Source organism: Bacillus cereus (assembly GCF_007678085.1).
In the GTDB taxonomy this organism is placed as follows: Bacteria; Bacillota; Bacilli; order Bacillales; family Bacillaceae_G; genus Bacillus_A; species Bacillus_A cereus_BE.
In genome coordinates this window covers 118,950-142,686 of the sequence record NZ_VEDW01000006.1, presented here as the reverse complement: position 1 = coordinate 142,686, position 23,737 = coordinate 118,950, and the positions used below count along the sequence as shown (strand labels likewise).

Below are 23,737 nucleotides of genomic sequence, written 5' to 3'. Positions count from 1 at the left end.
ACCATTGCTAATTGTTTTTACTGGAGGTGCTTACTTATGAGCAATTGGTACAGTAAGACGAAAGATCAAACATTAATCGACCTAGAAACAAACGAACAACACGGTTTAACAGATGAAATTGTAAGTGAACGTTTAAAGCAATACGGCTCCAATGAATTAGCTACAAAACAAAAACGCACCTTATGGCAGCGTATTTTCGCCCAAATTAATGACGTCCTCGTATATGTCCTTATTATTGCTGCCCTTATTTCTGCCTTTGTAGGTGAATGGGCTGATGCAAGTATTATCGCGCTCGTTGTAGTTTTAAACGCTGTTATTGGCGTCGTCCAAGAATCAAAAGCAGAACAAGCTTTAGAAGCATTGAAAAAGATGGCGACACCTAAAGCTATCGTCAAGCGAAATGGTGAACTAAAAGAAATTCCATCTGAGCACGTCGTTCCCGGTGATATCGTTATGCTCGACGCCGGACGGTATATCCCATGCGATTTACGCCTGATCGAAACCGCAAATTTAAAAGTTGAAGAATCTGCTCTAACTGGTGAATCTGTCCCTGTTGATAAAGACGCAATCTACCATCCTTCCATGCAAAGTGATGAACAAGTACCACTAGGCGATCAAAAGAATATGGCCTTTATGTCTACTCTTGTTACATACGGACGAGGCGTCGGTGTTGCTGTTGAAACTGGAATGAGCTCACAAATTGGTAAGATTGCTACTCTTTTACATGAAGCAGACGATGATATGACACCACTTCAAAAAAGCTTAGCACAAGTCGGAAAGTATTTAGGCTTTGTCGCTGTTGCTATTTGTATCGTTATGTTTCTCATCGGTTTTTTACAAGGCCGAGATACGTTAGAAATGTTTATGACTGCTATTAGTTTAGCCGTTGCAGCTATTCCAGAAGGCTTGCCAGCTATCGTTTCCATCGTTCTTGCAATTGGTGTGCAACGTATGATTAAACAAAATGTTATCATTCGTAAACTACCAGCTGTCGAAGCTCTCGGTTCTGTCACAATTATTTGTTCCGATAAAACAGGTACGTTAACGCAAAATAAAATGACCGTTACTCACTTTTATAGTGATAACACATACGATCAATTAGAAAATTTAAATGTAAATAATGATGCCCAACGTCTATTGCTAGAAAATATGGTGCTATGTAACGATGCGTCTTACAATAACGAATCACAAACCGGAGACCCGACTGAAATTGCTCTTCTCGTTGCTGGAAGCACTTTTAACATGCAAAAAGACCATTTAGAAAAGATACATGAGCGCGTTAACGAGATGCCTTTCGATTCAGATCGTAAAATGATGTCAACCGTGCATACATACGATGAAAGCTACTATAGCATGACGAAAGGTGCTATCGATAAACTCTTACCTCGATGTACCCACATATTTAAAAACGGTAAAATCGAGGGTCTAACAGAGGCTGATAAAAATCAAATATTAGAAGCTACCGGATCAATGTCTCGAGAAGCTTTAAGGGTACTTTCATTCGCATTTAAACAATACAATTCAAGCGATGTGGATGTAAATCATCTTGAAGAAAACCTCATCTTTATTGGTCTTGTCGGTATGATTGATCCACCGCGAACTGAAGTAAAAGATTCCATTACAGAATGTAAAAAAGCCGGTATTCGCACAGTTATGATTACTGGTGACCATAAAGATACCGCTTTTGCAATCGCCAAAGAACTTGGCATTGCTACAGAAATATCTGAAATTATGATTGGAACTGAATTAGATAGCATTTCAGCTACAGAGCTAGCAAGCAAAATTAATCACTTAAATGTATTCGCCAGGGTCTCTCCAGAACATAAAGTGAAAATTGTAAAGGCATTACGAGCAAAAGGAAATATTGTTTCTATGACTGGTGATGGCGTCAATGACGCTCCATCTTTAAAACAAGCAGATGTTGGCGTAGCGATGGGCATTACAGGAACAGACGTTGCAAAAGGAGCAGCAGATGTAGTGTTAACAGATGATAATTTCTCATCTATCGTGAAAGCTGTTGAGGAAGGTAGAAATATTTATCGTAACATAAAAAAATCAATTCTATTCCTACTCTCTTGTAATTTCGGAGAAATTATCGCTTTATTTTTAGCCATTTTACTCGGATGGGCAACACCACTACGACCTATTCATATTTTGTGGGTGAATTTAATTACAGATACACTGCCTGCATTATCACTTGGGGTTGATCCTGAAGATCCAGATGTGATGAAGGAAAAACCACGACATGCGAAAGAAAGTTTATTTAGTGGTAGCGTTCCTTTTCTTATTTTCAATGGAGCTGTCATTGGACTTTTAACGCTAATAGCCTTTATCGCCGGAGCAAAATTCTATACTGGAGATACAAATTTATTCCCTCTTTTCCCAGAGCGAATTGATGAGGATGCTCTATTACATGCTCAAACGATGGCATTTGTCGTTCTTAGTTTTTCACAGCTCGTTCATTCATTTAACTTGCGTTCAAGAACGAAATCCATTTTTTCAGTTGGGATTTTTACAAATAAATATTTAGTTTTCTCCCTTCTTATCGGTGTTCTTATGCAAGTTTGTATCATCTCCATCCCACCTCTTGCAAATATATTCGGTGTGCATGCATTAACGATGCGGGATTGGGGATTTGTTCTCTTATTAAGTATCATTCCGCTTGTTGTGAATGAGATCATTAAATTAGTGAAGAGAAGCTAAAAGGCAATGAGGATTATTCCTCATTGCCTTTTCATTTATTTCACTATTTGCGTGAGATGTCCCCACTGATTAAAGTTTCACTTTATCCTTGTAATTCTTTTTTAATGTTCTCTGTTAATGTAGCCATACGTTTGCGGCCTTCTTCACGCTCACGTTTATTTTGTTCTTCAATTTGTTGTGTTTCTTGCATACCTCTTGAAATAATATTCCAAGTTTCCTCAAGTGTTTCCATCTTAATACTAGAAGAACCTGATAATCTCGCCACTTCCACACTTTGCGTTGCGATATTTTGTGCATTTTTCTTAAGTAATTCATTGGTACGGCGATCCAGTTCAGCCATAGAATCTGCAACAAGTTTTTGACGTTTCGCATTTACCGCTTGAATGATACCATTTTTAAAGATAGGAATCGTTGTAATAAATGCTGTATTGATTTTACCAATTAATTTATTATTACCACGTTGAACCATACGAATTTGTGGTGCTGTTAGTAGCGCAACCATACGTGCTTTTTCTAAATCATCAATACGCTGCTCTAAAATTTCAACAGAGTTTTTCAGTGATTCTAATTCAATACCTGCTAATTGGTCATTGTTACGCACACGCTCTTCGTACATTGGAACTAACTCTGTATTTAAACGCTCTAATAACATTTCACCTGCTACTACATACTTTTCTAAGTCTAAATAATATTTTAAATTTTGCTCATATAAACCATCTAACGTACCGATTGATTTTTTCATTTCATCTTGATACTTTGTAATTTCTACATATACTTTATCCATTTCGCGACCCATTGTTTGGTACTTACTAAAGATCTGTTCAATCATTTTATCAGCTTTTTTGAACATACGTGAGAAGAAACCACTTTTCTCTTCCGCAAAGTCTTTACTATCAAATCTATCCATAATCTTACCAAGCTGTTTTAATAATTCTCCAGAGTCTTCTATTTTTGATAAAGACATTGTATGTAAAATTTGATCAGCGAAACGTGAAATTTCCATAGATGGTTCTTTTCCAAGCTCGATTAATTCTAACTGATCTTTAATATCTACTGCATTATAAATACGTTGTACTTCTGCATCTTGTCTAAGTTGTAAACGAACATCCTGTGCCGTTTGCTCATTTAATTCTGTTTTCGAATCTAGCATGACTGGGTTATTCATATGGTATTCTCCCTTTCCTTATAAAAATGGACGAAATAGTCCTTTTATTGTTTGTGATAAATTTTTATAGGCTGATGAACCATGAAACTCAAGGTCGAAATTAACTTCTTCAAGCCAATGGGAATCAAATGCTCCTGCTTCAATATACGGTTCAATATCATTTCTCCCCGTTGGATTAAAGTGGAATACATCTACTCCAATTTGATTTAAAAATAATAATAAAACAGCATCCGAACGGCTTAATTCTCCGCTCTTCTCATTATTAAATATAACAATTTTCGGTACTTCTTGCGAGTAATCAAATTTCTCAAGTTGCTCTAAAATATTCGGCGGTATTTGAGAAAGTTGTGCGAAAACATACAGCGCTACATCTTGTTTCGTCTCTTTCCCAATGGGTTTACACATTTCACTTTCGCACGCATGAATGATCGCCTCTGCAATACCATGTTGTAATCCTTCTGGCAATCGTTTATGTGGCCACCAATGACTGTTCATAATTAAATCTGGATGTAATTTCCCCCCGCGGTCTAAAGCATCTCGGTAATGATATTGAAAATTTGCTTTTTGTTCTTTCGTAAACGGGAATGTATTAATTAATAAACTGTTATCAAATGATGTAACAGCCTTTAATCGCTGAAAATATTCTTTATCATTTTTTGAAACACCTGATATTTTCGCAAATAAAGAAGGGATATAAATGTGTTTATTCTCAACAAAGAACGTCGGACGTACAAATGCCTTTTCTTTCGTAATTAAAAAGAGTTCATCATATGTTGTTTTGAGCGTACGAGCTACAGGTGTATACGAACGAAATTGCCACGGCTTGTACAGCAGTGAATTATCGTGGTGAAGTACTTGCTCAATTTCTTTTGAAGCTTGATACGCTACTGTTGCAACACGTTCGCGGCGGCGATCTGGAAATGGCTCAAGAGAAATGCGACCTGGATGAGACACAACAAAACTTCTTCCTTCCTCATCAACATTCTCAAATCCATCTTTTCCTTCTGGATGATAATAAAGTACATCGCAGCCGAGCATAATAAGGAAGTATAAGAAATATATACGGCTTTCCTGTGCATCACCGTACCAAATAATGCGCGGCATTTGTTTCTTATAGTTAAGCGTAGAGAACCATTTCGCTACGTAATTTTCACTTAATTTAATCATGTCGATTAAGAAACGACGGAATCCTTCTGTCTTTAAAGATTGATTATGTTGTTTCTCATATAATTTCAATACAGAAATAAACGTCGTATGTATATAATGCTGTAAATCAGGATTGTCTACTTTCGGCAAAAGTTGTTTCCCAGATAAGTGCGCCACTAACCTATTTACTGTTAGACCATTTGGTGCTTCTTGATGTAATCCGAACACTTCTTGAATGTGACGAAGCTTTTCCGAATCAATCACTTTGTTTAAATTTTGTTCGTGTAAAACTTCGATCCCTTTCACTTCACTATAATCAAACAACTCATTAAAATATTCATCTACATCATTAGGAACACCCAGGATTCGACATGCTATATAACTAAATTTCATCTCATTCTCTGTCAGTTCGTATTGTGGACGTTTTTCTAAAAGTGTTTCAAATTGCTTTAAATCTGATTCATCTTTTAATGCATATGGTTGAAGTGTAAAACGTGAAAACACAACAGTTCACCTCCAAAAACATTTACTTTTTCTAAGTCTTCCTTCTATTATAAACTATTTTTGGTTATAAAAAATGGGCGCTCGTAAAACGAGCAAACCCATTTCAATTATTTATTGTCTTCTTTAGTAGCTGCAACTTCTTCTTTAGCTTGTCCAGAATTCTTCATGTAGTGAATTATAAATGTTGCTCCAAATGCTACAACTAAAATAATGAAGAACAGTGTATGACTAATATGAATATCAATTACAGATAATAACATTTTTGCTGCGATAATTAAGATTAAAATATATGCTGTCGTTTCAAGTTCTGGAATACGCTCTAGCAACTTTAAGAATACACCAGCGATACCGCGCATCATTAAAATACCGAGCATTCCACCTAATAATAGAATCCAAACTTCATTTGATACACCAAATGCAGCAAGTACGCTATCTACAGAGAACGCGATATCCATTAATTCAACCATCGCAACTGTTCCCCAGAAGACACCAAACATTCTGAAGAGAATACTATTTTGGTTCATACCATGAGCTTCCTCTTCTTCTGCATTACCTTTTCTTTTATCAATGAAGTATTTAACTGAAAGCCAAGCTAAGTAAAGGGCACCTAACACTTTTACCCACGCTAATTTAATTAAGAACATTCCAATTCCAATCGCAATAAAACGGAATACATAAGCTCCAATAAGTCCATAGAATAATGCTTTTTTACGCTTTTCTTCCGGAAGGTGTTTTACCATTACCGCTAATACAAGTGCGTTATCAGCAGATAACAACCCTTCAAGTACAACAAGTGTACCTATTAATCCCCAAGATACTGGATCTTGCAACACTTTAATCCACATGTCCAAGTCAAAAAACTGAGCATACGTATCAAGGATTCCCTGCAAAATACTCATCTTACCTTTATCCCCTATTCTTTGCTAGATTTATAGAAAGGTCAAAAAAAGGAAACGAATATCGTTTCCTTTCTATGCATCCAAGCCATACGCTCTTACAAGCGCACCTAATCCACCTTGGAAACCACTTCCTACTGCATTAAACTTCCACTGTCCATTATGACGGTATAATTCACAAAAGACAACTGCTGTTTCGATGGAGAAATCTTCCCCTAAATCAAAACGAAGAACTTCTTCATTCGTTTCTTCATTTGCTAAACGAACAAATGCGTTTCCAACCTGTCCAAAGTTTTGATTACGGCCTTCTCCATCATAAATTGTAACTGTAATAGCAATTCTGTGTACATCTGCCGGAACTTTCTTCAAGTCTACAACAAGTTGTTCATCATCGCCTTCACCTTCACCTGTGCGGTTATCTCCTGTATGCAGAACAGATCCACAAGGAGACTGTAAATTATTATAGAAAATAAAATCAGTTTCCTTCGTACATTTTCCGTTCGCATCTAATAGGAATGCTGATGCATCTAAATCGAAATCTGATCCACCATCATAAGATTTAATATCCCACCCAAGACCAATTACCGCTTTCGTTAAACCTGGGCTTGTCTTACCTAAATCAATCTTCTGTCCTTTTTGCAATTGAATAACCATTTATATTCACCTCTATAATTTAATTATTAAAAATAAATCCATCAGTAAACATACGTTTCACTGATGGATTTATTAATCTATTACTCTACATCTAAACCAAAGTTATTACATAGAGAACCTAATCCACCTTGGAAACCACTTCCGATTGCATTGAACTTCCAGTCACCTGCATGACGGTATAGTTCACCTACTACAACAGCTGTTTCAATAGAGAAATCTTCTCCTAAATCGTAACGAATTAACTCTGCATTCTTTTCTTCATCTAAAATACGTACGAAAGAGTTAGAAACTTGTCCAAAGTTTTGGCTACGACCTTCTCCATCGTAAATTGTGATTGTGAAACAAATACGTTCGATATGTGCAGGTACATTTTTCAAATCTACTTTGATCGATTCGTCATCGCCTTCACCTGCTCCAGTTCGGTTATCTCCTAAATGCTCGACAGCACCATTCGCACCTTTTGGGTTATTATAAAAGACGAAATCCTCTGCACCTGAAACTTTACCATTCGCACCTACTAAGAAAATACTAACATCTAAATCGAAATCGTTTTGTCCGTCATAACGATTCGTATCCCAACCAAGTCCTACAAGAACTTTTGAAAGACCCGGATTTGTTTTTGTTAAGTCTACCTTTTGTCCTTTTTTCAATGAAATTGATGCCATATTCAATTCCTCCTCGGTTTATTTTATTGATAACGTGATACAATCTCACTTAAGTTTTTATCTTGTGTGCCTTCTCCAACAGCTGAAAACTTCCATTCACTTCCGTGGCGATACATTTCACCTGCAATTAGAGTCGTTTTGCCAGCATAATTATCCGATAAATTATAGCGTGCTAATTCTTCACCAGTTTGCGGGTTTTGAATACGAATATACGCATTACGAATCATCCCGAAATCTTGACGACGATTTACACAGTCATAAATATTTACAACGAATACTAAACGATTAATACGGCTCGGAACTTTATGTAATTCTACGAAAATTATTTCGTCGTCACCAGCGCCTTCACCTGTTAAATTATCTCCTGAATGAATAATACTACCACAAGTAGAAAGTTTGTTTCCGAAGTAAACTAAATCGTTTTTGTTTAAAAAACGATCCCCTTCTAACATAACAACAGATGCATCACAATCTACAGTTGGTTTACTTCCAAATAATGAAGACAGAAACCCACCTGATTGCCCAATTGGATCCCAGCCTAAGCCAACCTGTAGTTTTGCTACTTTTGGTTGTCCTTTCGTTAAATCGATCTTTTGACCTTTTTCTAAAATAATAGGCATGCAGTTTCTTCCTTTCTACAAAGCATTTTCCAAGGCGGAAAATATTGTATTCTTCCCTTATATTGTAGCATTATTTACCTAGTGATAAAAAGGATAAATTCTCAGTTATATGAAAACATTCATATAATTTACTTATGATGATGTAAGAAGTGGTAAATAGCACCAATCATTCCTGCGCAATTACCGTTTTGTGCAAGTTCAATCTCACAATTACTATAAATCTCTTTATTTAAATATTTTTCTACCTCTTCTTTTACTTCTTTTAAGAACTGATTTCCTCTATCAGTAATTCCTCCACCTATAACAATAATTTCTGGATTAAAAATATAAGCAAGATTACTAATTCCAATCGCTAAATGTTTAAAGAAAACCTCAACCGCTTGCGTAACTTCTCTATCCCCTTTATCATACAGTTCGAAAATCGTTTTTCCATTCCAATCACTTTCACCTTTATATTTTCGCACAAGACGAATTAACCCTGAAATGGAAGCGATCTCTTCAAACGGCTTTCCTTCTATTAACATATTTCCCCATTCACCAGCACTAAAAGAATGCCCTCTGTATAACTCTCCATCTATAAAAATCGCCCCTCCAATACCAGTTCCAAGAGTAAGCATAATAAAATTTCTTTTTCCGTTTCCAATATCTTTCCACTTCTCACCCAAAGCTGCGCAATTCACATCGTTTTCAACGGACACAGGAACTTGTAATACCCCTTGCAATCTATCAATAATAGGAATAGTCGCGTAGTTCGGAATATGCTCCGCCCCTCCCGTTACAACTCCTTCATGAATATTAACAATTCCCGCAGTACTAATGCCAATTCCTGAAATCATATGTTCATTCATTAATTTTCGGGATAGAAGAATAAGTTTTTGAATGATTTGTTCCCCACCCAAATGAATTTCTGTTGAAACTGTTTTATGCTTTAGTACTGTTCCTGTTTCTGAAACAATTCCATATTTAATTTGTGTACCACCAATATCAAATGCAATATATTCTTTCATCTGCTGTCACTTCCTCTACTGTAATGAGTGTAAAATTCCCACCACTCTACTATTATAAAGAATTTACACTAACTCTTTTCTCTCTTCAGAAATACACCACCTTTTTCTATATATAGTTTTTTTTGCATAAAACTCTTTTTCCTAAGAAATATTACAAAGGGATGTATTTTAGATGGAATATTAATTTCTTAGGAGGAAAACAATGACGAAAATCTTCATTTTAGCATCAACACTCTCTTTATCTTTTTTTAGCGGTTTAAATATCGGTAATGCAGCAACAGAAAACTTCTCTCCAGCAACAAACGCAATTGTACAAAATAACAATCATTTAGCAGAGGGTAACTCAAAAGATAATAATAAACCACCAGGAAACGGTGGCTCTCAGGACGATAGTGGTTCTGGTGGCAATGGCTCCGGCGGCAACGGTTCTGATGGCAGTGGTTCGGGTGGCAATGGCTCCGGCGGCAACGGTTCTGATGGCAACGGTTCGGGTGGCAACGGCTCTGGTGGCAACGGTTCGGGCGGCAACGGCTCTGGTGGCAATGGCTCTGGCGGCAGTGGCTCCGGCGGCAACGGTTCTGATGGCAGTGGTTCTGGTGACAACGGTTCGGGTGGCAACGGCTCTGGTGGCAACGGCTCTGGTGGCAACGGTTCTGGCGGCAACGGCTCTGGTGGCAACGGTTCTGGTGGCAACGGTTCGGGCGGCAACGGTTCGGGTGGCAATGGCTCTGGTGGCAACGGTTCTGGTGGCAACGGTTCGGGCGGCAACGGTTCGGGTGGCAGTGGTTCTGGTGGCAGTGGCTCTGGTGACAACGGCTCTGGTGGTAGTGGCTCTGATGGCAATGGTTCTGGTGGCAATGGCTCTGGCGGTAATGGTTCTGGTGGCAATGGCTCTGGCGGTAATGGTTCTGGTGGCAATGGCTCTGGTGGCAACGGTTCGGGCGGTAACGGTTCTGGTGGCAATGGTTCTGGTGGCAATGGCTCTGGCAGTAATGGCCCTGGCGGTAATGGCTCTCAGGGCGGTAACCGTATTAAAGGCGATAGCAGTTCTCAGGGGGGCAACGGTTCTCAAGGTGGCAATGTAAAAGATAATGAGAAAAAACAAGGCGATAAGTTACCTAATACGGCAACACATTATCCTGCATCTATTTTAATGGGACTTTCAACATTCCTAATCGGTATGTTACTATTTATTCGCCGTAAAAATGCAAAATAAAACACATCCTTCCATCTAAAACATACATGAAACAAATTGTAAAACTAAAAAGGACTTTGGATTGCATTTTATTATGCAGCCCAAAGTCCTTTTCATCCTCTATCCAAAAGAGCATTAATACGCTTTTCCCCAATACACCATTTGCTTAGCTTCTTTCCCACAACAAATACATTCATCAGCTACATGCTCTTGCTCAAAAGGCATACAACGTGAAGATACTCCAACCTCTTCTTTTAGCTTCTCTTCACAAGCTAATTCTCCGCACCACATTGCCTTAATAAATCCTTGCTTTTCATCCGCTACTTTTTTCATCTCTTCGAAATTCGTCGCACTATACGTATTCTCATCGCGAAATACTTTTGCCTTATTAAATAAAGAATTATGAATTTCCTCAAGTAATGCTGGAATACGTTCTTCTAATTGATGCATTGATATAAATTCTTTTTCTTTCGTATCTCTTCTTACAAGTACGACTTGATTCTTTTCAATATCTTTAGGGCCAACTTCTAATCGAATTGGAATGCCCTTCATTTCATACTCATTAAATTTCCAGCCTGGTGTTTTATTACTAGCATCTATTTTTACTCGTGCAACCTTTTGAATATGTCCTTGTAACTCTGTTGCTTTCGCTAAAACGCCCTCTTTATGCTGCGCAATTGGTACAATAACGACTTGTACTGGTGCAACTTTAGGAGGCATTACAAGCCCATTATTATCACTATGAACCATAATAAGTCCACCTATCATTCTTGTTGATACACCCCAAGATGTTTGGTGTACATATTGCCACTTACCGTTACGATCTAAAAACTTAATATCAAATGCTTCAGAGAAATTCGTTCCAAAGTTATGAGATGTTCCTGTTTGAAGTGCTTTCCCATCATGCATTAAGCTTTCAATTGTATAAGTTGCCTTTGCGCCTGCAAATTTTTCTTTCTCTGTTTTTTGTCCTTTAATTACTGGTATCGCTAAGTAATCTTCACAGAAAGAAGCATATAGATTTAAAATATGTAGCGTTTCAGCTTGAGATTCTTCTGCTGTTTCATGAATTGTATGACCCTCTTGCCATAAGAATTCCGTTGTACGAAGGAATGGTCGCGTTGTTTTCTCCCAACGAACTACTGAACACCACTGATTATATAGCTTTGGCAAATCATTATAGGATTGCACAATTTTTGAAAAATGCTCACAGAATAAAGTTTCAGATGTAGGACGTACACAAAGTCTCTCCGCTAACTTTTCATCCCCGCCATGTGTCACCCATGCTACTTCAGGAGCAAATCCTTCTACATGATCTTTCTCTTTTTGCAATAAACTCTCTGAGATAAACATTGGCATATACACATTTTCATGACCAGTTGCTTTTAACTTCTCATCCATCACTTTCTGCATATTTTCCCATAAGGCATAACCGTATGGGCGTAGAATCATACATCCTTTTACACTTGAATAATCAACAAGTTCTGCTTTTTTCACAATATCTGTGTACCACTGTGCAAAGTCCTCTTCCATCTTCGTAATCGCTTGTACTTGTTCTTTTGCCATAGTCAGTCTTCCTCCTTTTGAAAATACAAAAAAGCCCGCGTCCCTAAATAGGGACCGAGCTTTGCCGGCGTTACCACCCTGATTCATGCACAAAAATTGCGCATGCTCTCTTTTTGATAACGGGAAATTCCCGCTGCATATGCAGAACTCAAAGGTAGGTTCCATATCATCTTTTTAAGAATCTTTCAGCCAGGCGGATTCTCTCTCTGCTAAAAAGGTTAAACATGTACTAGTCCTTTTTCATCGTTATAACGAAATAAATTTGTTGATTATCATAATACAAATTCTTTTTTAAAACAATAGCTAATTTTCTCATTTTTATATATTCTTTTCGTTTTTTGCAGTTTTATACGTAGCTTTTTCTCGTGATTTTTAAAAGTTGATGTGCAATCATACCGATAAGTGTACCAAGTAGAACGAAGAAACCAATAAATCCATATCCCATTCCTTCCCATCCACCAATCATCATCATTGTAACTGGAAAGGATGCTAAGCAAAGAAGTATTAAACTAAGTGCAAATATAATATCGAACTGTTTGTTTGGAAACCGTTTCTTTAGTAAATACGAAATAGCAAATACAAGGATAATCGTAATTCCGCCAATGATATAAAAGATACTAAATCCATCTAGCCAATCCACAGTATTCCCTCCTTCCATTCATTCCCTTATACTTAATTATATGTTTAACTTTTCTGAAAATAAATAATAAATTTTCACCTAGAAATATATTTTTATTACTAGGTATTAATAGTAATATATAAGAATAGGTTTTATATAATCAGGAGGGAACTTTATGGATAAAGCATTAACAAATCACGTCATTATTTTATCTTTCGATTGCTTATCAGCTTTAGATTTTCCTATATTACAAAAGCTTCCTAATTTCCAAACATTAATAAACAAGGGCGCGATGGCGAAAAAAGTGGAACCTATTTATCCTTCTGTAACATACCCAAGTCACTCAACAATCGTTACTGGAAACTACCCTAATAAACATGGCGTAGTTAGCAATACATTACTTCAACCTGGACGCGAGTCACCCGATTGGCATTGGTACCGAAAATCCATTAAGGGAACAACGTTATACGATGAAGCACGTAAAGCAAATTTAACGACAGCTGCCCTACTATGGCCTGTTACTGGAAGAGCAAATATTGATTACAATTTACCAGAAATCTTTCCAAATAGACCGTGGCAAAATCAAGTTTTAGTTTCATTACTTAGCGGTAGTCCGCTATATCAATTAGATTTAAATCGTCGTTTCGGCCATATACGAAATGGTTTGTCACAACCTGAGCTCGATGATTTCGTACTTGCTTCTGCTGTGCATACAATCCAAACGAAGAAGCCTAATGTAATGTTTGTACATTTCACCGATTTAGACACTCAAAGACACTATCACGGCTTTGAATCAAAAGAAACACTAGCTGCAATTCATAGACACGATGAACGGCTAGGGAAAATTATTCAAGCTTTAAAAGACAGTGACCTATACAAAGAGAGTACAATTATCGCTCTTGGTGATCATAGCGCTTTAAGCGAAAGCAAAGCCATTCAATTAAATGTACTATTTCATCAAAAAGGACTTATATCTATAAATTCCAAAGGAAAGTTCGTAGGCTGGAAGGCCTATTGTCAAAGTTGTGACGGATCTGCCTATGTATATGTGAAAGATAAGAACGATACTGATACCATTCGAGATGTACAACTACTACTTGAAGAACTACTTCAAAATAAACAAAATGGAATTGAATTTATACTTCATGATGAAGCTGCAAAAGACTGCGGTGCCGATGGTAATTGTTTATTTATGTTAGAAGCGCGAGAAGGGTATTATTTCACTGAAAACTATACAGGAGATTTTATAAAAGAGATTACTGAAAAAGACGTTACGCCTAGTAAAAAATATACATTTGGTACACATGGATACTCTCCGACAAAACCTAACTATGAAACAATTTTTATCGCCGCTGGGAAAGGGATAAAAAGCGGCGTTACCATCCCGTATATGAGACTTATTGATGAAGGTCCAACTATCGCTAGGCTACTCGGTTTACACTTAGGTGAAACAGACGGATCAATTGTAGAGGATTTACTTCAATTGTAAAGAACTGTGTATATATGTAAAAGTTATGTAAAAATCATCACTGTTTCTCTTTTTATAATTTTTATTTTTGTACACTGTTAGTAGAACAAATTTAAGGGGGAACACTATATGGGAAAAATGTCCAGACAAGAAAAAAGCTGGATATTATACGATTGGGCGAACTCCGTATATTCGCTCGTCATTACAACTGCATTATTCCCAATTTACTTTAAGGCAGCTGCAAAGGAAGCTGGACTATCTGGTGCAACTTCAACAGCATATTGGGGATATGCAAACTCGTTCGCTACACTTTTAATTTCTATACTTGCCCCTATTCTCGGCACAGTTGCTGATTATAAAGGATTTAAAAAACGATTTTTCACATTCTTCTTTGGACTCGGTATCGTATTTACAAGTATGCTAGCAGTCATCCCAACATCTCAGTGGTACTTATTACTAGGATGCTATATGCTAGCACTAGTCGGTTTTGCGGGAGCAAACATTTTTTATGATGCATTTTTAGTAGATGTTACCTCTAAAGATAGAATGGATCGAATTTCTACACGAGGCTTTGCATTAGGCTATATTGGGAGTACTATTCCTTTCATCGGTTGTATCGCTCTTATTATTCTTGCTCAAAAAGGCACTATCCCTTTATCAGTCGGCATTGCCAGTCAAATTTCATTCGCAATAACAGCTCTTTGGTGGGGATTATTTACAATTCCAATGCTAAAAAACGTAGAGCAAACGCACTATATTGAACGTCACCCTAGACCAATTGCGATGAGCTTCAAACGTCTTGCTGATACTTTTAAAAATATTAAAGAATATAAAACGGTCTTTATGTTCCTAATTGCTTACTTTTTCTATATTGATGGGGTCGATACAATTATTACTATGTCCACCGCTTACGGCACAGATCTTGGCATTAGTGCAACGAATCTATTAATCATCTTATTCGTCACACAAATTGTAGCTTGTCCATTCGCTTTATTATATGGAAAATTATCAGAAACATTTACAGGTAAAAAGATGCTATATGTCGGTATTATTATTTATATCATTATCTGCACATATGCTTATTTCTTAAAAACGACACTCGATTTCTGGATTTTAGCAATGTTAGTTGCCACTTCTCAGGGCGGGATTCAAGCACTTAGTCGTTCCTATTTTGCAAAACTAGTACCTAAAGAATCGGCAAATGAATTCTTCGGATTTTATAATATATTTGGCAAGTTCGCAGCGATTATGGGTCCAGTATTAGTCGGTGTTACAACGCAATTAACGGGAAAAACAAACGCTGGTGTCCTTAGTATTATTGTACTGTTCGTTATCGGGGGATTCTTATTAACTAGAGTTCCAGAAAACCCCACATCCGTTACACCACCTAGTCCAAAAACTAAAACGCTATAAGAAAAAGATCCTCTTCTCATGAGAAGAGGATCTTTTTCTTATAGCGATAACGTCCCACAATGAAAGACGCTACATCTTATACAAAAATAGTTTATCAACAGTTGTTCCTAATACTTCCGCTAAACGAAAGGCCAATGCTAAGCTTGGATCATATTTATTATTCTCAATTGCATTTATCGTCTGTCTTGAAACTTTACACTTATCAGCTAATGCACCTTGTGAAATATTATTTTCAGTGCGTAATTCATAAATTTGATTTTTCACATCTTTTCTCCTAACATGTAAAATCGTTTTTACAACATTAGTATATAGTCGGTACATTTCATTGTCAAAAGACTGCCACAAAAAAGGGAGCAGTTCTGCTCCCTTACAATGGTTATTTCGAGGTTAACGAATTTGTTAGTTCCTCTTTATTAGTGACATCTTCTTTATTTATTTGCATGCGTAGAACTGGCCCTATCGCAAATAAAATAAGTGCCATCGCTATACAAAATACAGCAACTAGTGAGGTAATCTCCTTCAATCCTCCAGCTAGTGAAGTTCCAATTAACATTGCCCCCATAAACAGCGGTAAAATTGTTCCATTTACTCTGCCAATCATATTTTCTGGTACAAGTTGAATCATAAGCGTACCGACAACGATATTAACACAAGCTAAACAAATACCTGTTCCAAACCTCATGAAACTAGTAATCCAAAATGATGTAGATAGCCCTTCTACTAAAAATGATATCGCTAATATGCTCATACCGAATACAAACATCTTTTTCGGATTCACTTTTGAAGCGAAAACTGCAGCAACAATACCACCAATTAACATACCTATTCCATCAGCTGCAGCTAAATATTGAACTGCTTCCTTTTCCATTCCAAGCCGTTCTATTACAAGAAACACCTCTAATGGAGTTGTTAATCCAACAGCTAAGCCTATAATGGTGAAAGTGATCGTAATCATACGTAAATTTTTCGTATGAAGAACAAATTTCCAACCTTCTTTTATATCATTTTTTAATGAATCTCTCGCCACTTGCTCTTTTTCAACCCATTTTGGTAAGAATGAAAGGGCGATAGCAGATAACAAAAATAAAATGATTAAGCTATATAGCGACGTAAATAAACCAAGTTGTGTATACACAAGCGATCCTACTACTGGTCCGAAAATTAGAAATAATGACTGTAATGTTTGGTTAAATGCAATCGCATTTGCTACCTGTTCTTCTTTTACGTAGCGCTTAAATATACGTGAAGATGATGGCTGAGAAAACTGACCTACAATCGCAGAAATGAGTGTTGCAAAAAATATAGCCTGCCAATAATCCAGCTTTAACAACAAGACAATTCCTATAATAGACAGTACGCTTAATACATCTCCAGCGACCATTGTTCTTTTCGGATTCCAGCGATCCGCTAGCGCACCACCGATAAACGAGAAAATAAAAATAGGTGCATATTCCATAACCGATAACAATGAAACGGAAACTGGATCATTATTCGTTCGCTCCATTATGAAATACAAAAGAGCCATATTTCTGATCCAAATAGCAAATTGTTGTAAAATATCAGATGCCATAACGAGCATAAATGCTCGATTTTTAAATAAAGCGTTCATTTTCATTCCCCTTTCATAAACCGACCGTTCGGTCTAATTTATTTTGTAAGAAAAGCAACTGACCTATTATTCAGCTGCCATTCCTTTTAACAATACATCTATTGCCTTTTTATAAATACGTTTCAGCTCTTTATAATCTAACTCGTAATAAAGTACTCCAAGCCCTGATAATAATCCATTCACAATATACATAAGATCGCGCGTATTATCTTCACGAAACTCTCCAGACTGTATGCCAGCTTCAATTAGTTTCTCAAACATAACATATGATTCTCTAGTTAAATCTAATAGTTCATCCAAAATCTCTTTACTTACAACTTGGCTCATAGAGAATTCCTCTATTGCATTTGAAATTGGTTGCTGTATGTCCTCTACATGATATTCCGCGAGACCATATAGTTTTTCAGTATTCGTACTATACAACTTCTCTTTTTCATTCCATTTTTCAAGCCAATCATACGTATGCTGTTTTACTACAAATAAAAATAATTCTTCTTTACTTTTAAAGTGATAATAAATGCTTCCTTTACTTCGCTCTGTAATTTCACAAATCTCTTCCATAGATGTAGCTGCATAGCCCTTCTGTGAAAACAGACTTTCTGCTTTATATGCAATTTCTTTCTTTATCTCTTCTGCGCTTCTTCTCATATTTACACCTCTTAAACCGACCGTTCAGTCTAATAATAACAAATTAAAAACCTCTATTACAAGAGGCTATATTCCTTATTTAAGAAAACGTACTTTCAAACCACGTTCGAATCATATGTATTATTCCAATTTTAAATCCTAATTTAACAAGAAATACGCCCCCCACAGCTAATAAAAATAACACTACTTTCCCCTTATTTTTCACTTTCGGTTCCCTTTTCATTTCTATTCCCCTTAGTACGTTAAAAATATTTAATCAAACGTTTGTTTAACTGTTTTTATGCATATGTAAGCCAACTAATCAAACGTTTGTTTAAAAAGAAATACGCCTATATAAGGCGTATTCTCATCAATCACCGCCGCCTCCACCACCGCAGCTACCTCCACTATCTCCACCAAAAGATCCTCCGCAATCATGTGAGCCTCCATCGTGCGAGCTATCATTATCAGATCCCGCAAAGAAAAATAATGGTGATGAGTTGTTAGATGAATTATGAATGTTATTTTGTTTTGTAAGATTTACCTTCTTTTTATTTGATCGAACTGCTGTTACGATTATTCCAACTACAACAAATAATAGTATGACAATAATAAATTCCATATAAAAACCTCCCTTAATCTTCGAATAATTGAATGGTTCTTTCTAGATTTTCAAGTGAAATAAATCGTGATTCACGAAGAATCTCTTTTCCATTATAAAATAATAAAACTGTTGGCCCTGTAAATACTGCATATCGCCCCGCAATCTCTTGCATGTCTTGTAGTAATATTTCTACTTTCTCTACGTAATCATAATTCTCTAATACGCAATTTACTTTTCTTAGCATAACATCACAAACACCACAATTTTCCGTTTTAATAAACAGCAGTACTAATCGTTGTCCTTCAATATATGTCACTAATTCTTCTATCGTTTCAAATGTATTCATCTTATCCCTCTTAGCGTAATTTATGAAATACTTTATCTTGATACATACGAAATGCCGAATTCTCTTTAATTCTTCTCTTTTCCATTACCTGCTGAAAACGCAGCGTTTTTGCCGTCAACTCTTCTTGTAACTTTATTCTCTCTACTTCATCATAACAGCAAGCAATTAAGTCTTCTATTTTTAATATATCTTTTTGTAGTTCCATTTCTGGTGGAATCATCCCCGCATTTTTTAAAACTTTATAACTCATTCTAAGTTCTGGAGGTACCATTGAAAGGTCTTCTAATTGTAGTGGTTTTCCTTTTCCCGGAATATAATCGAGATCACCATTCCGTATTGCTTGTCGAATTTTTTCTTCAGCAATGTTCAAAAACACATCCACACCATTCGCTCCTTTACATATTTTTACTATTATTTTACATGATATTTTCTCATCTTGCTACGCTATTACAAATTGACCTCATACAATTTTTTCTCAAATTTAATTCCAAGAAGCCCTTTCCTCCCTAATCAATATTTTATTTTCATGTGTAATCTGTATTAGAGCCATTTCATATTGAGAAAGTCTTTTCGAATCAAATAAAGCGTTTACACCAAATCTTACATTTGCTACGATTTAATCACCCCAGCTCCCTTGTATAGACTTCGTGATGTCTGATCATTTTTATCTAGACGTTTCATACGTCTAGATTCATGTTGGTTTATTGGCGCATGCCTTTAAATATATCTTTTATTTTGAAAGGAGAAATGACTATGAGATCCAAAAAATTCACATTGCTATTACTATCCCTACTACTCTTCTTACCTCTTTTTCTCACAAACTTTATTACTCCAAATGTTGCATTAGCAGATTCACCAAAGCAAGGCCAAAAAATTGTTGGGTATTTTCCTTCGTGGGGCATTTACGGACGTAATTATCAAGTTGCAGACATTGATGCATCAAAGCTAACTCATTTAAACTATGCTTTCGCTGATATTTGCTGGAATGGAAAACACGGAAATCCTTCTACTCACCCCGATAATCCAAATAAGCAAACGTGGAACTGTAAAGAATCTGGTGTTCCACTGCAAAATAAAGAGGTTCCTAATGGTACTCTCGTACTCGGCGAACCATGGGCTGATGTCACAAAACCTTATCCGGGATCAGGTACAACTTGGGAAGATTGTGATAAATACGCCCGTTGTGGAAATTTCGGAGAACTGAAACGATTAAAAGCTAAGTATCCTCACTTAAAAACAATTATTTCCGTTGGTGGCTGGACTTGGTCTAACCGCTTCTCTGACATGGCCGCCGATGAAAAAACAAGAAAAGTATTCGCTGAATCTACAGTAGCTTTTCTTCGCGAATATGGATTTGACGGTGTTGATTTAGATTGGGAATACCCGGGCGTTGAAACGATTCCTGGCGGTAGTTATCGTCCTGAAGATAAGCAAAACTTCACCCTACTCCTTCAAGATGTTCGAAATGCATTAACGAAAGCTGGTGCAGAAGATGGGAAACAATATTTACTAACAATCGCGTCAGGTGCAAGCCAACGTTATGCGGATCATACAGAGCTAAAGAAAATCTCTCAAATACTAGATTGGATTAATATTATGACATATGATTTCCACGGCGGATGGGAAGCTACTTCTAACCATAATGCAGCTCTATACAAAGACCCAAATGATCCAGCAGCAGATACGAAATTTTATGTAGATGGTGCGATAGACATTTATACAAATGAAGGGGTTCCAGCTGATAAACTCGTATTAGGTGTACCTTTTTACGGACGTGGATGGAAAAGTTGCGGAAAAGAAAATAACGGCCAATACCAACCTTGTAAGCCAGGTAGTGATGGAAAACTCGCTTCTAAAGGAACTTGGGATGATTATTCTACCGGTGACACAGGTGTGTACGATTATGGTGATTTAGCAGCTAATTATGTTAATAAAAATGGTTTTGTTCGCTATTGGAACGATGTAGCGAAAGTACCTTACTTATATAATGCGACTACGGGCACGTTTATTAGCTATGATGACAGCGAATCTATGAAATATAAAACAGACTATATAAAAACAAAAGGTTTAAGTGGCGCAATGTTTTGGGAACTAAGCGGAGATTGCCGTACAAGTCCAAAATATAGTTGTAGTGGACCTAAATTACTTGATACGCTAGTAAAAGAGTTACTTGGTGGACCTATTACTCAAAAAGATACTGAATCACCAACAAACGTAAAAAACGTTGCTGTTACAAATAAAAACTCAAACTCCGTTCAATTAAACTGGACTACACCTACTGATAACGTAGGAGTTACGGAATATGAAATTACTGCCGGAGAAGAGAAATGGAGTACAACTACAAATAGCATTACAATTAAAAACTTAAAATCTAATACAGAATACACATTTTCAATAATAGCAAAAGATGTTGCTGGAAATAAATCACAGCCTACTTCTATTATTGTAAAAACAGACGATGCAAGCACAACACCTCCTGATGGAAATGGGAATGCTACTTTTTCAGTCACTTCAAACTGGGGAAGTGGTTACAACTTCTCGATTGTAATTAAAAATAGTGGAACGACCCCTATTAAAAACTGGAAATTAGAATTTGATTACAACGGTAATTTAACACAAGTTTGGGATTCTAAAATTAATAGTAAAATAAATAATCATTACGTAATTACAAATGCAGGATGGAATGGTGAAATTCCTCCTGGTGGATCTGTTACAATCGGAGGGGCAGGAACAGGCAATCCTGCTGAACTTTTAAATGCATCCATTAGCGAAAGCTAAACGTAACCTCCATTAATTCACTAAAGTTTGAATTTAGGTTTGAGTGCTCTATCCTAAATTCAAACTTTTAATTTTATGAAAAATCACAAATAAATATTATAATAACTTATTATAATTATATTTAGTTTCTAATATGAAGTTCGTGTGAAGTTCATCTGAATTTTACATGAATTTCCTTTAAGTTCTATTGTCTTCCTATACTAATCACATTATCCTTTACATATAGGAATTATTTTTATTCCATTTCAAACTATCTATATATAAAGAAAGATAGTCGCCTATTAGGGAAAGGCATCTAGTATTATTATAAATATAAACATAACAAAAGAAAAAGCACGCTTATAAGCGCACCATAAGAGTGCTTCTTCATACAATTCTCATGTAAGAGTTCTCGAAAATCATGTTAATCACAAAGAAAAGGCATTAGCTTATACAAGCTAATGCCTTTTCTTTATTCATATTGTTCAGCGTTCCATTCTTCTACATTCCATACTTTTGTGATCCATGCTTCATAAAAAGACGGCTCATGTGAGACAAGTAAAACTGTTCCTGTATATTGTTGTAACGCTTCCTGCAAAGACTCCTTTGTTTCTATATCCAAATGATTAGTCGGTTCATCTAAAATTAAAACATTGCTTTTCGTTACAATAAGTTCACATAAACGCACTTTCGTTTGTTCTCCGCCGCTTAATAAACGAATGGGTCTTAATACATGTTCTTCTTTCAATCCACACTTTGCTAATGCTTGGCGTACTTCTTTCCTTGTCATATCTGGTCTTTCTGCCCAAACTTTCTCTAATGGTGTTGTTTCTGATGCAAACTCTTCCTGTGCAAAATAGGCAGGATTTACTCGTTCTCCAACAGAAATTGAACCACTTAGCGGCTTTATTTGGCCCAATAACGTTTTTAACATAGTCGTTTTTCCAATTCCATTATGACCAACAATCGCTATCTTTTCTCCCTTTTTCACTTGTAAATTCAACTCTGGACATAATGGATCACTATAACCTATCCTTAGTTTCTCAGCTTGCAATATACGACTCACTGGCTCCTCATAAACAGTAAAACCAAAGCGGGATCGATTTACATGAGTAACCTTTTCAATCCTTTGCATTTTCTCTAATACTCTCTCTCGACTTTTAGCCTGTTTCGCTTTTCGAATTTTATTTTTTTGAATAAATGTTTCTAACTGAGAGATTTCTTTTTGTTGTTTCGCATGCGCCGATTGTAATTGTTTCCTTTGCAATTGATAACTTTGCACAAATTTTTCATAATTTCCTACGTACCGCTTCACTTTCCCTCCTTCTAGATGATAAATAACATTTGTAATACTGTTCAAAAATATTTCGTCATGTGAAATGATCACATAAGCTTTTTCACACAGTCTCAAATACGATTGCAACCACTCTATATGGTCTGTATCTAAATAGTTTGTTGGCTCATCTAGCAATAAAACATCAGCTTTTTCTAAAAGGATCTTCCCAAGTAATAACTTTGTTCGCTGTCCTCCACTTAACTTTGAAACGTCCTTTTTCAAACCTATTTCAAATAAACCTAAACCGATTGCTACTTCTTCAATTTCTGTATGAATGTGATAGAAATTAGAGCTTTCCAATATAGTTTGTAATTCTCCATACTTTACTAAAAGTTTTTCTATTTCTTCTGCTCCATTCATTTCTTCAGCAATTTTTAACATTTCGCATTCAATCGCATACAAATCCGAAAATGCACTTTGTAGGTATCCTTCAATTGTGATCCCCTCTTGTAAATCCATATGCTGCTGTAAAAAACCTATCTTCACATGCGGAAACCATTCAATGCTTCCGTCATCATGTATAAGTTCTCCTGTTAAAATCTTTAACAATGTTGATTTTCCAATTCCATTTTCCCCTACTAATCCAACATGCTCACCCTTTAATAGTCGAAAACACGCATTATATAAAATGGTCTTCTCACTATACGAATGACTTAAATTTTCTACTGTTAATATACTCATTTTTTTCTCTCCTTTACTTATCGTTCATAAGCTAAATAGAGAGCGCAACAGTATAAAGCCTTATTTAATTGTGCATATAAAAAATGGGTAAGGTGAATACACCTTACCCATTACATATTATCGTAAAAAAGGATTAAGGTTCTTTACCTGCTGTCT

At 36.3% G+C, this 23,737-nt stretch carries 22 protein-coding genes and 1 other annotated feature; of the genes, 5 read left to right on the top strand and 17 right to left on the bottom strand.

The features are described from left to right. Nucleotides 1-36 precede the first annotated feature (36 nt). Nucleotides 37-2,703 carry a cation-translocating P-type ATPase gene (locus FS742_RS24005; RefSeq protein WP_144615567.1) on the top strand — a complete coding sequence of 889 codons (2,667 nt, stop codon included), beginning with the start codon at nucleotides 37-39 and terminating at the stop codon, nucleotides 2,701-2,703. 82 nt (nucleotides 2,704-2,785) lie between these two features. Here the strand turns inward: FS742_RS24005 and FS742_RS24000 are convergent, their stop codons facing one another. The 7 genes from FS742_RS24000 to FS742_RS23970 all read right to left on the bottom strand — a co-directional run bounded on the left by FS742_RS24000 (nucleotide 2,786) and on the right by FS742_RS23970 (nucleotide 9,360). Beyond that, nucleotides 2,786-3,868 (bottom strand): toxic anion resistance protein, encoded by a 1,083-nt coding sequence (locus FS742_RS24000; protein WP_144615565.1) that lies wholly within the window; start codon nucleotides 3,866-3,868, stop codon nucleotides 2,786-2,788. 18 nt (nucleotides 3,869-3,886) lie between these two features. After that, entirely contained in the window at nucleotides 3,887-5,518 is a 1,632-nt protein-coding gene (locus FS742_RS23995; protein ID WP_144615563.1) for a YceG family protein, read from the bottom strand. A 107-nt stretch (nucleotides 5,519-5,625) separates the two neighbouring features. Next, a complete protein-coding gene (locus FS742_RS23990; protein WP_144615561.1) occupies nucleotides 5,626-6,417 on the bottom strand; it encodes a TerC family protein in 792 nt (263 codons plus the stop codon). Nucleotides 6,418-6,489: 72 nt separating this feature from the next. Next, complete coding sequence (locus FS742_RS23985; RefSeq protein WP_063221649.1) at nucleotides 6,490-7,068, bottom strand: TerD family protein; 579 nt, start codon at nucleotides 7,066-7,068, stop codon at nucleotides 6,490-6,492. An 80-nt stretch (nucleotides 7,069-7,148) separates the two neighbouring features. Further along, nucleotides 7,149-7,733 carry a TerD family protein gene (locus tag FS742_RS23980; RefSeq protein WP_144615559.1) on the bottom strand — a complete coding sequence of 195 codons (585 nt, stop codon included), beginning with the start codon at nucleotides 7,731-7,733 and terminating at the stop codon, nucleotides 7,149-7,151. 23 nt (nucleotides 7,734-7,756) lie between these two features. Next, nucleotides 7,757-8,353, bottom strand: a complete 597-nt coding sequence (locus tag FS742_RS23975) for a TerD family protein (RefSeq protein ID WP_144615557.1) — start codon at nucleotides 8,351-8,353, stop codon at nucleotides 7,757-7,759. A gap of 128 nt (nucleotides 8,354-8,481) precedes the next feature. Then, nucleotides 8,482-9,360: an ROK family protein gene (locus tag FS742_RS23970; protein ID WP_144615555.1), complete on the bottom strand. Its 879-nt coding sequence runs from the start codon at nucleotides 9,358-9,360 to the stop codon at nucleotides 8,482-8,484. Nucleotides 9,361-9,562: 202 nt separating this feature from the next. Between FS742_RS23970 and FS742_RS27725 the strand changes: the two genes are divergently transcribed. Continuing rightward, nucleotides 9,563-10,576 (top strand): cell wall anchor protein, encoded by a 1,014-nt coding sequence (locus FS742_RS27725; RefSeq protein WP_186327212.1) that lies wholly within the window; start codon nucleotides 9,563-9,565, stop codon nucleotides 10,574-10,576. Nucleotides 10,577-10,690: 114 nt separating this feature from the next. Here the strand turns inward: FS742_RS27725 and proS are convergent, their stop codons facing one another. Beyond that, on the bottom strand, nucleotides 10,691-12,121 hold the full coding sequence (gene proS / locus FS742_RS23960; RefSeq protein WP_144615553.1) for a proline--tRNA ligase: 1,431 nt from the start codon (nucleotides 12,119-12,121) through the stop codon (nucleotides 10,691-10,693). A gap of 46 nt (nucleotides 12,122-12,167) precedes the next feature. Next, nucleotides 12,168-12,374: a binding site (T-box leader), on the bottom strand. 93 nt (nucleotides 12,375-12,467) lie between these two features. Further along, complete coding sequence (locus FS742_RS23955) at nucleotides 12,468-12,761, bottom strand: YesK-like family protein (RefSeq protein WP_000383867.1); 294 nt, start codon at nucleotides 12,759-12,761, stop codon at nucleotides 12,468-12,470. 154 nt (nucleotides 12,762-12,915) lie between these two features. Here FS742_RS23955 and FS742_RS23950 point away from each other — a divergent pair, with 154 nt between their 5' ends. After that, nucleotides 12,916-14,229, top strand: a complete 1,314-nt coding sequence (locus tag FS742_RS23950; protein ID WP_144615551.1) for an alkaline phosphatase family protein — start codon at nucleotides 12,916-12,918, stop codon at nucleotides 14,227-14,229. Nucleotides 14,230-14,337: 108 nt separating this feature from the next. After that, nucleotides 14,338-15,621, top strand: a complete 1,284-nt coding sequence (locus tag FS742_RS23945) for an MFS transporter (protein WP_144615549.1) — start codon at nucleotides 14,338-14,340, stop codon at nucleotides 15,619-15,621. Nucleotides 15,622-15,690: 69 nt separating this feature from the next. Here the strand turns inward: FS742_RS23945 and FS742_RS23940 are convergent, their stop codons facing one another. The 7 genes from FS742_RS23940 to FS742_RS23910 form a co-directional block, all read right to left on the bottom strand. Continuing rightward, nucleotides 15,691-15,942, bottom strand: coding sequence for a helix-turn-helix transcriptional regulator (locus tag FS742_RS23940; protein ID WP_002078892.1), 252 nt, complete (start codon nucleotides 15,940-15,942; stop codon nucleotides 15,691-15,693). Between the two features lie 55 nt (nucleotides 15,943-15,997). Next, nucleotides 15,998-17,230: an MFS transporter gene (locus FS742_RS23935; protein WP_144615547.1), complete on the bottom strand. Its 1,233-nt coding sequence runs from the start codon at nucleotides 17,228-17,230 to the stop codon at nucleotides 15,998-16,000. Nucleotides 17,231-17,296: 66 nt separating this feature from the next. Further along, a complete protein-coding gene (locus FS742_RS23930; protein ID WP_144615545.1) occupies nucleotides 17,297-17,878 on the bottom strand; it encodes a TetR/AcrR family transcriptional regulator in 582 nt (193 codons plus the stop codon). Between the two features lie 79 nt (nucleotides 17,879-17,957). Next, the gene (locus FS742_RS23925) at nucleotides 17,958-18,101 is read right to left on the bottom strand and encodes a hypothetical protein (RefSeq protein ID WP_000817986.1); all 144 of its coding nucleotides are present in this window, start codon (nucleotides 18,099-18,101) and stop codon (nucleotides 17,958-17,960) included. Nucleotides 18,102-18,227: 126 nt separating this feature from the next. Beyond that, on the bottom strand, nucleotides 18,228-18,479 hold the full coding sequence (locus tag FS742_RS23920) for a hypothetical protein (protein ID WP_144615543.1): 252 nt from the start codon (nucleotides 18,477-18,479) through the stop codon (nucleotides 18,228-18,230). A 13-nt stretch (nucleotides 18,480-18,492) separates the two neighbouring features. Further along, nucleotides 18,493-18,807: a thioredoxin family protein gene (locus FS742_RS23915; RefSeq protein WP_144615542.1), complete on the bottom strand. Its 315-nt coding sequence runs from the start codon at nucleotides 18,805-18,807 to the stop codon at nucleotides 18,493-18,495. A 10-nt stretch (nucleotides 18,808-18,817) separates the two neighbouring features. Next, nucleotides 18,818-19,189 (bottom strand): DnaJ family domain-containing protein, encoded by a 372-nt coding sequence (locus FS742_RS23910; protein WP_144615540.1) that lies wholly within the window; start codon nucleotides 19,187-19,189, stop codon nucleotides 18,818-18,820. 371 nt (nucleotides 19,190-19,560) lie between these two features. On the opposite strand from FS742_RS23910, the gene FS742_RS23905 reads away from it, so the two are divergent. Continuing rightward, nucleotides 19,561-21,585 (top strand): glycosyl hydrolase family 18 protein, encoded by a 2,025-nt coding sequence (locus FS742_RS23905; protein WP_144615537.1) that lies wholly within the window; start codon nucleotides 19,561-19,563, stop codon nucleotides 21,583-21,585. A 451-nt stretch (nucleotides 21,586-22,036) separates the two neighbouring features. Here the strand turns inward: FS742_RS23905 and FS742_RS23900 are convergent, their stop codons facing one another. Continuing rightward, nucleotides 22,037-23,581 (bottom strand): ABC-F family ATP-binding cassette domain-containing protein, encoded by a 1,545-nt coding sequence (locus tag FS742_RS23900; RefSeq protein ID WP_144615536.1) that lies wholly within the window; start codon nucleotides 23,579-23,581, stop codon nucleotides 22,037-22,039. Between the last annotated feature and the right edge of the window lie 156 nt (nucleotides 23,582-23,737).

Bases quoted from the DNA above. Each gene is read 5' to 3' on its own strand.
- FS742_RS24005 (WP_144615567.1), top strand. From the start codon at position 37: ATGAGCAATTGGTACAGTAAGACGAAAGATCAAACATTAATCGACCTA.
- FS742_RS24000 (WP_144615565.1), bottom strand. From the start codon at position 3,868: ATGAATAACCCAGTCATGCTAGATTCGAAAACAGAATTAAATGAGCAA.
- FS742_RS23990 (WP_144615561.1), bottom strand. From the start codon at position 6,417: ATGAGTATTTTGCAGGGAATCCTTGATACGTATGCTCAGTTTTTTGAC.
- FS742_RS23985 (WP_063221649.1), bottom strand. From the start codon at position 7,068: ATGGTTATTCAATTGCAAAAAGGACAGAAGATTGATTTAGGTAAGACA.
- FS742_RS23980 (WP_144615559.1), bottom strand. From the start codon at position 7,733: ATGGCATCAATTTCATTGAAAAAAGGACAAAAGGTAGACTTAACAAAA.
- FS742_RS23975 (WP_144615557.1), bottom strand. From the start codon at position 8,353: ATGCCTATTATTTTAGAAAAAGGTCAAAAGATCGATTTAACGAAAGGA.
- FS742_RS23970 (WP_144615555.1), bottom strand. From the start codon at position 9,360: ATGAAAGAATATATTGCATTTGATATTGGTGGTACACAAATTAAATAT.
- FS742_RS27725 (WP_186327212.1), top strand. From the start codon at position 9,563: ATGACGAAAATCTTCATTTTAGCATCAACACTCTCTTTATCTTTTTTT.
- proS (WP_144615553.1), bottom strand. From the start codon at position 12,121: ATGGCAAAAGAACAAGTACAAGCGATTACGAAGATGGAAGAGGACTTT.
- FS742_RS23950 (WP_144615551.1), top strand. From the start codon at position 12,916: ATGGATAAAGCATTAACAAATCACGTCATTATTTTATCTTTCGATTGC.
- FS742_RS23945 (WP_144615549.1), top strand. From the start codon at position 14,338: ATGGGAAAAATGTCCAGACAAGAAAAAAGCTGGATATTATACGATTGG.
- FS742_RS23940 (WP_002078892.1), bottom strand. From the start codon at position 15,942: ATGTACCGACTATATACTAATGTTGTAAAAACGATTTTACATGTTAGG.
- FS742_RS23935 (WP_144615547.1), bottom strand. From the start codon at position 17,230: ATGAACGCTTTATTTAAAAATCGAGCATTTATGCTCGTTATGGCATCT.
- FS742_RS23930 (WP_144615545.1), bottom strand. From the start codon at position 17,878: ATGAGAAGAAGCGCAGAAGAGATAAAGAAAGAAATTGCATATAAAGCA.
- FS742_RS23925 (WP_000817986.1), bottom strand. From the start codon at position 18,101: ATGAAAAGGGAACCGAAAGTGAAAAATAAGGGGAAAGTAGTGTTATTT.
- FS742_RS23920 (WP_144615543.1), bottom strand. From the start codon at position 18,479: ATGGAATTTATTATTGTCATACTATTATTTGTTGTAGTTGGAATAATC.
- FS742_RS23915 (WP_144615542.1), bottom strand. From the start codon at position 18,807: ATGAATACATTTGAAACGATAGAAGAATTAGTGACATATATTGAAGGA.
- FS742_RS23905 (WP_144615537.1), top strand. From the start codon at position 19,561: ATGAGATCCAAAAAATTCACATTGCTATTACTATCCCTACTACTCTTC.
- FS742_RS23900 (WP_144615536.1), bottom strand. From the start codon at position 23,581: ATGAGTATATTAACAGTAGAAAATTTAAGTCATTCGTATAGTGAGAAG.